Annotated in this window: 5 protein-coding genes; all 5 read right to left on the bottom strand. The window is 66.4% G+C overall.

Annotated features, from left to right (window positions below; translation table 11 throughout):
- Positions 1-12: 12 nt before the first annotated feature.
- From UB43_RS24895 to UB43_RS24875, 5 genes are read right to left on the bottom strand one after another with little or no spacing between them, the layout of a single operon-like run.
- The gene (locus tag UB43_RS24895) at positions 13-579 is read right to left on the bottom strand and encodes an NTP transferase domain-containing protein (protein WP_045216594.1); all 567 of its coding nucleotides are present in this window, start codon (positions 577-579) and stop codon (positions 13-15) included.
- Positions 576-1,547 carry an XdhC family protein gene (locus tag UB43_RS24890; protein WP_045216592.1) on the bottom strand — a complete coding sequence of 324 codons (972 nt, stop codon included), beginning with the start codon at positions 1,545-1,547 and terminating at the stop codon, positions 576-578. Before UB43_RS24890 ends, UB43_RS24895 begins: the two co-directional genes overlap by 4 nt.
- Before the next feature lie 3 nt (positions 1,548-1,550).
- Positions 1,551-2,762 (bottom strand): cytochrome c, encoded by a 1,212-nt coding sequence (locus UB43_RS24885; protein ID WP_045216590.1) that lies wholly within the window; start codon positions 2,760-2,762, stop codon positions 1,551-1,553.
- Positions 2,763-2,764: 2 nt separating this feature from the next.
- Positions 2,765-3,304 (bottom strand): (2Fe-2S)-binding protein, encoded by a 540-nt coding sequence (locus UB43_RS24880; RefSeq protein WP_045216587.1) that lies wholly within the window; start codon positions 3,302-3,304, stop codon positions 2,765-2,767.
- Positions 3,297-6,128 (bottom strand): xanthine dehydrogenase family protein molybdopterin-binding subunit, encoded by a 2,832-nt coding sequence (locus UB43_RS24875; protein WP_045216585.1) that lies wholly within the window; start codon positions 6,126-6,128, stop codon positions 3,297-3,299. Before UB43_RS24875 ends, UB43_RS24880 begins: the two co-directional genes overlap by 8 nt.
- Between the last annotated feature and the right edge of the window lie 204 nt (positions 6,129-6,332).

Here is a 6,332-nt window from a genome sequence, read left to right as displayed (position 1 = left end):
CATGGCCCGCTCCTACAGGTTTAGTGCGGCCGGAGTGTCGACATCGCGCAGTACACCCGCATCAGCAACTTCAAGGGTGATGCAACGATCTCGATTCGCCTGCACCACCGCCCGGGCACCTTCATCACCAGTGAGCTGCGTCAGCTCCGGCCAGAAGTCGCGACCGAACAGCACGGGGTGCCCACGCTGGCCATCGTGAAGCGGGAAGAGGATGGCCGAGGGGCTGGCCGCTGCCGTTAACGCACGCAGGGTTTGCGGGGCGATCCACGGCATGTCGCCCAGCAGGATGGCAACCGCCTGTGCCTGAGAGTCGATCAGCGACGCCGCACCGGCCGCCAGGCTGTGCCCCATACCGAGCGCCGCATCCGGGCTATGGATAACCCGGCAGTCGGCGGGCAGGTGGAAATCCTCCGCCCGCTCGCCGTCACGCAGAACCACCCGGACTTCATCGAACACCCCCAGCGCGCGTTCGACGCTATGCGCCAGCAGGCTACGCCCTTCGGGCAGGGTCGCGCGGCGCTTGTCCGAGCCGAAACGCGAGCCCTGGCCGGCGGCCAGGACCAGCGCCACGACCGTCACAGCGCCTCGCGGGCGATGCCGCTGCGGGTACGCAGGATGTCGGCGAGCACGGCCAGGGCGATTTCCGCCGGGGTCTTGCTGCCGAGGTTGAGACCGATGGGGGCATGCACGCGCGCCAGTTCAGCGTCGTTCAGGCCGCCGATGCGGTGCAGGCGCTCGCGGCGCTTGTCGGAGGTGGTGCGCGAACCCATGACGCCGATATAGAACGCCTCGGTGCGCACGGCCTCGAGCATCGCCAGGTCGTCGATCTTCGGGTCGTGGGTCAGGGCGACCACGGCGGTGTCCGCGTGGCAGCCACCATTGGCGATGAAGATCGACGGCAGCTCGCGGCGGATTTCGATGCCGTCCAGCACCACGCCATCCAGCGCCTCTTCGCGGGGATCACAAAGGATCACCTCGAAACCCAGGCCCTTGCCGAACTCCGCGCAGAAGTGCGCGACGCTGGAATAGCCGGCCAACAGCAGACGCTGTGCCGCACCGACGCGCAGGCGAACGCTGGCTTCGTCACGCTCCACGCGCGGGCCGTGCTCGTGGTCGTCACTCAGGCGGCGGCTGCCGTCCTGCAGGTTCACTTCGCGCAGCAGGCGGCGCTGGCCGAGCAGCGCCGACTCCAGTTCGCGCAGGTGGGCCTGCACGTCGCAATCGGGCGCGAGGTTTTCCACCAGGACGTCGAGGATGCCGCCACAGGGCAGGCGGATATTGCTGCGGGTATCGGTGCCGTCGCCGTAGCGCACGACGACGACCGGCTCGCTGAACTCGCCTTCGGCGACACGTTCGAGGAAGTCATCCTCGACGCAGCCGCCGGACAGCGAGCCCACCCACTGGCCGCTGGCGTTGACCGCCAGCAGCGAGCCCGGCGCGCGGGGCGCCGAGCCGTAGGTGAAGAGCACGCTGCACAGCCATACACGCTGCCCGACATTGGACCACTGGAGCGCCTGCCGGACTACTTGCAGATCGAGATGCTGCACGACTCACTCCGCTTTGAGTTGAGCGACCTGTTGTACGCCCATGTCGCCCGGCAAGCCACCCCAGGCCTGGCGCAGGTAGTTGATCAGGTCGGTGAGCTGCTCGTCACTGAGCTTGTCGGCGAAGCCCGGCATCGGCTGCATGCGCTCGAAACCGGTGAACTGCTGCTCGCGGATGCCCTCGACAATGACCTTGGCCAGGTTGCGCGAATCGGCCAGGCGCAGGGTGGTGTTGCCCTGCATGGCCACGGCGATGTGCGGCTTGCCCTCGCCGTCATTGCCATGACAGCCGGCGCAGACGTTGAGGTACTGCTGGCGGCCACGCTTGGCGCTGTCGCTGAGCTTGTCCTCGGCCACGGCCTGGACCACCTTGGCCTGCGGCGGTTGTTCACCGAGCAGGTAGGTGGACATGGCAGCCAGGTCCTCGTCACCCAGGTGCTGGGTGCTCAGGTGCATCACCGGGAACATCTCGTTGAACATGCTGCCCTGCGGGCTCATGCCGTGCTTGAGGAAGCCGGTGAGGTCGGCGCTGGTCCAGCCACGCTCGGCCAGGTCCTGGGCCAGCAGGCTCGGGGCGCTGTAGCCGTTGAGCAGCCCGCCGGTCAGGCGCTTGTCCTGCTGCAGGGCACCGATCTGGTTGCGCGGGGTATGGCACTCGCCGCAGTGGCCGAGCACTTCCACCAGGTACTGGCCGCGCTTGTAGGGTTCGCTCTTGCCCTCGGCGTTTTCCAGCTGGACGCTCTTGCCGTAGAGCATGTTCCAGCCGCTCAGGCCCAGGCGCACGTTGAACGGGAAGCCCAGGCTGGTTTCCGGCGCGGCGCGGTGCACCGGAGTCTGGCTCATCAGGTAGGCGTAGAGGGCATCGCTATCCTCGCGCTTGATGAGGTGGTACGAGGTGTAGGGCATGGCCGGGTAAAGGTTGGCGCCTTCCTTGCGCTTGCCCTCGGTGAGGGCGGCGAAGAATTCGTCAGCACTGTAGTTGCCGATGCCGAAGTCCTTGTCCGGGGTGATGTTGCTGCCATAGATGGTGCCGAACGGCGAGTGGATCGGCAGGCCGCCGGCGAACGGCGCGCCGCCCTCGGCGGTGTGGCAGGCCATGCAGTCGGCGGCGCGGGAGACGTACTCGCCGCGCTTGATCAGGTCCTGGTCAGCGGCTTGTGCGCCGACCGCCAGGCCGAGGCCGACAGCCAGCGCGAGGCCGGAAAGAATGCGCTGCATGCTCAACCCTCCTTGACCAGGCCGAGATCGGTCAGCACTTCACGGGTGGCGTCGTAGTAACGCACGTACCCGGTGCAGCGACAGATGTGGTGGCCGAGGCTCGCCTCGATGGTCGACTCCAGCTCGCTCTTCCTCAGCGGCTGGCGCTGGGCCTTCTCCACCAGCACGGTGGCGGCGTTGACGAAGCCCGGCGCGCAGTAGCTGCACTGGAAGGCGAAGCGGTCGACGAACTTCTGCTGGATCGGGTTCAGTTCCTTCACCGAACCGTCTTCCTCACGCTTGGCGTGGCCCTCGATGGTGCGCACTTTCTTGCCTTCGAAGTAGTGCGCGCCGGTGATGCAGGTGCGCACTTCCTCGCTGGTGCCGTCGGGGTTGTCGACGATCACCACGCAGGCATGGCAGATGCCCTGGCCGCAGCCCAGGCGCGAACCGGTGAGGTTCTGGTATTCGTGCAGGTAGTCGATCATCGGCAGGTCCTCGGGAACCTCGACCGGACCGACGGTTTGACCATTCAAGGTCAGGTTGAGCGGACGGTTAGCCATGGAGGGCCTCCTTGATGCGAGCGGGGGTGATGGGCAGGTCGCGGACGCGCTTGCCGATGGCGTGGGCCACGGCGTTGCTGATGGCGCCGACCACCGGGATCATCACCACTTCGGCGATGCCCTTGGACGGGTCGCTGGGCGAGAGCGGCGGAAGGATTTCCGAGCTCTGCTGCCAGACGGCTACGTCTTTCGCCTTCGGGAGACGGTAGCGGTTGAAGTTCCAGTCGCCCTCGCCCGGGCCACCCTCGTACAGCGGCATGTCTTCCAGCAGCGCATGGCCGATGCCCATGGCGGTGCCGCCTTCGATCTGGCCTTTCACCAGTTCCGGCACCAGCACGCGACCGCACTCGATCCAGCTGTGGTGGTTGAGCACGCTGACTTCGCCGTTGCCCTTGTTCACCTTCAGCTCGACGATAGTCGCCACCGGGCTGTAGTAGGTCACGGCGGCGTTGTTCAGCTGCACCGGCGGATAGGCCACGTTCTGGCGATCCAGCAGGTGGAAGCCGGCGCTGTTCATCTGCGCTTTCTTCACGCTGGGTGCGCCGTCGCCGTATTTCACCGCCAGGGCGTCCAGCGGCAGGCGGTCGCGCACGCCGTCGATGACGTAGTCGCACTCCGCCCAGCTCCAGCGGTTGAAGCCGTGGACGGTGGCGCCGGTGACCAGGCCCTTCTCGTGGGCGACCTGCGCCAGCTCGGCGAACGACAGCGGCTGCAGGCCGTTGGCGGTGAGCTTGCCGTCGACCCAGTGGGCGTCCTCGCGGCGCACCACCAGCGGGTTGGCCGCGCCGTTGAACGGGCCGCGACGCCAGATTTCCAGGGCCGCCGGCCACAGGCCGTGGTTGAACAGCACGCGCGCCGCTTCGCGGGTGGCGTGGCTGAAATAGTAGGCCGAGTTGGTCGCCGACGACGCCGAGGCGTACTTGCCGACCCAGCGCGGGTTGCGCAGCTTCTCGTCCTGGGTCGGCTGGCTCATGGTGTAGGGGTCTTCACCGCTGAGCAGCTGCAGTTCCGGCCACTCGGTCTCGGCGGTCTTCATCTCGTCCGCCGGTTTGCCGAGGAAGTCGGCCACCACCAGCGCCTGGGAGGTGGACATCCCGGTGCCGATTTCGATGCCGATATGGCGCATGTGCACCTTGCCAGTCGCATCGAACTCGATGCTCGCCATGGGCGCTTCGGAGCCGGTGCCGAAGTCCTTCTGGCAGATGGCGAAGCCGACGCCGTACCAGTGGTCCGGGTCCTTGGCATCCATCTCTTTCTTGCGCGCGTCGCGGGTCTTCCACCACTCGTGGGCGGCGGCCTTGTCGAGGATCTCGTGCAGGCGCAGGGCACCGGCAGGGATCGCGCCCTGGGTGTTCTTCATGCCGGACTTGAGCGCGTTGACGCGGCGCAACTCGATGGCGTCGACGCCCAGGCGGCCGGCGATCTCGTCCACCATCATCTCGGTGGCGGCCATGCTCTGCAGGGTGCCGTAGCCACGCATGGACCCGGCCTCGACGGCACGGGAATGGTAGGCAGTCACCTGCAGGTCGTTCTGCGGCATGTAGTAGATCGACTGCGCAGCGGTGGCGCCCACGGCGGCCACGGACGGGCTGTAGTTGATGCGACCGCCGCCGTCCACGCTCATCTCGGTGCGGAAGATCTTGAAGGTCATGTCCTTCTTGTCCACCGCGAGCTGGTAGCGGATGTCGAACGGGTGGCGCTTGATGCCGCTCTGGAACTGCTCGTAGCGGTCGTTGGCCAGGCGCACCGGTACACCGTTGCCGTACAGCGCAGCCAGGGCCGCGTAGTAGACGAAGATGTTGTGGTCCTTGGAGCCGTAACCCACGGTGTAGCCGGGGTGCATGTTCAGCTTGGCCAGGCCGAAGCGCGACGGGGAGATCATGTGCGCCGTCTCGTAGGCCGCTTCGAACGGGCACTGGGTGGCGACCACGAAGTGCAGGGTCTTGCTCGCCGGGTCGTACCAGCCGTTGCCGTTGTCCGGCTCCATGGCGGCCGGCTCGATGGACGGGGTCTTGTAGCGTTCGTCGAAGACCAGCCAGTTCTCCGGCGGGTTTTCGATCTGGTCCTTGATCTTCTGCGCGTAGAACAGGCCCTGCTCGGTGAGGTCACCGTGCTGGTTGGGCTGCTGGTTCCACACCGGTTTGCGCTCGCGGATCATCGGGAAGAGGATCGAGTCCTTGAGGCTGGAGAACTCGTCCGGATCGGCCGAAGTCGCCCCGCCGACGCGCACGTAGCGGAAGCTGCCGTAGGGGTCGCCCTGGTACAGCGGGGCCTGCGCGCCGTAGCGGATCGCCTTGTCGTTGAACTTCATCTTCAGCTTGGCCTGACGGAAGCGCTCGAAGTCGTTCCAGATCAGGATGGCCACCGGGTGGCCGATGAACATCGGCACCTTGCCGCGCGGCAGCAGCGGGTCCGGGGCGTGGGCTTCGGGGAAGACGATGCCGTCCTTGTCCAGGTCCTCGGCGGTGACGATGCGGTCGGGCTGCAGGTCAGCGCCCAGCCAGGCGAGGTCGATGCCGTCGAAGATGCGGTCGGCCTTGATGGTCTTGAGCAGCATGGCGTGGCCCTGCTGCTGCGGCCAGCCGGGCATGTCCCTGGAGCGGATGTCGCGGGCGAACACCTTGTTGCCGCAGACCTTGGAGAGCGCGTCGTTACGGAAACGCGCCTTGCCGTCGTGGCCCATCCACTGCTGGGGTGAGACGGTGACGGAGTTTTCCATCAGGGCAGCGAAGGCCCGGCTGCCGAGCGGCGCCATGGTCACGCTGACACCGGCAATCAGCCCGCCTTGCAGGAAGGCGCGCCGGGAAATATCACGGTTGGACATGGTTCATCCTCTGGACGGTGAAGGCCCGCCCATGTCGTTTTTTCTGTGCTGGAGAGAGTTCGGAGGCCGCGGAATCGCGGGCGTCTCGGGGATGGCGCCGAAGGAAAGATCCTGCAGTAAAACCTGACTCTTCTGTCAACTTTAACGCACCTCAATAGTGCGAAGCAAAGTCAATCGGGCAGCTTGTCGCGGCGATGAAAATTT

The organism is Pseudomonas sp. 21 (assembly GCF_000955805.1).
GTDB lineage: Bacteria > Pseudomonadota > Gammaproteobacteria > Pseudomonadales > Pseudomonadaceae > Pseudomonas.
Note: the sequence above shows the minus strand (reverse complement) of the source record. Positions and strands in the feature narration are given on the sequence as shown.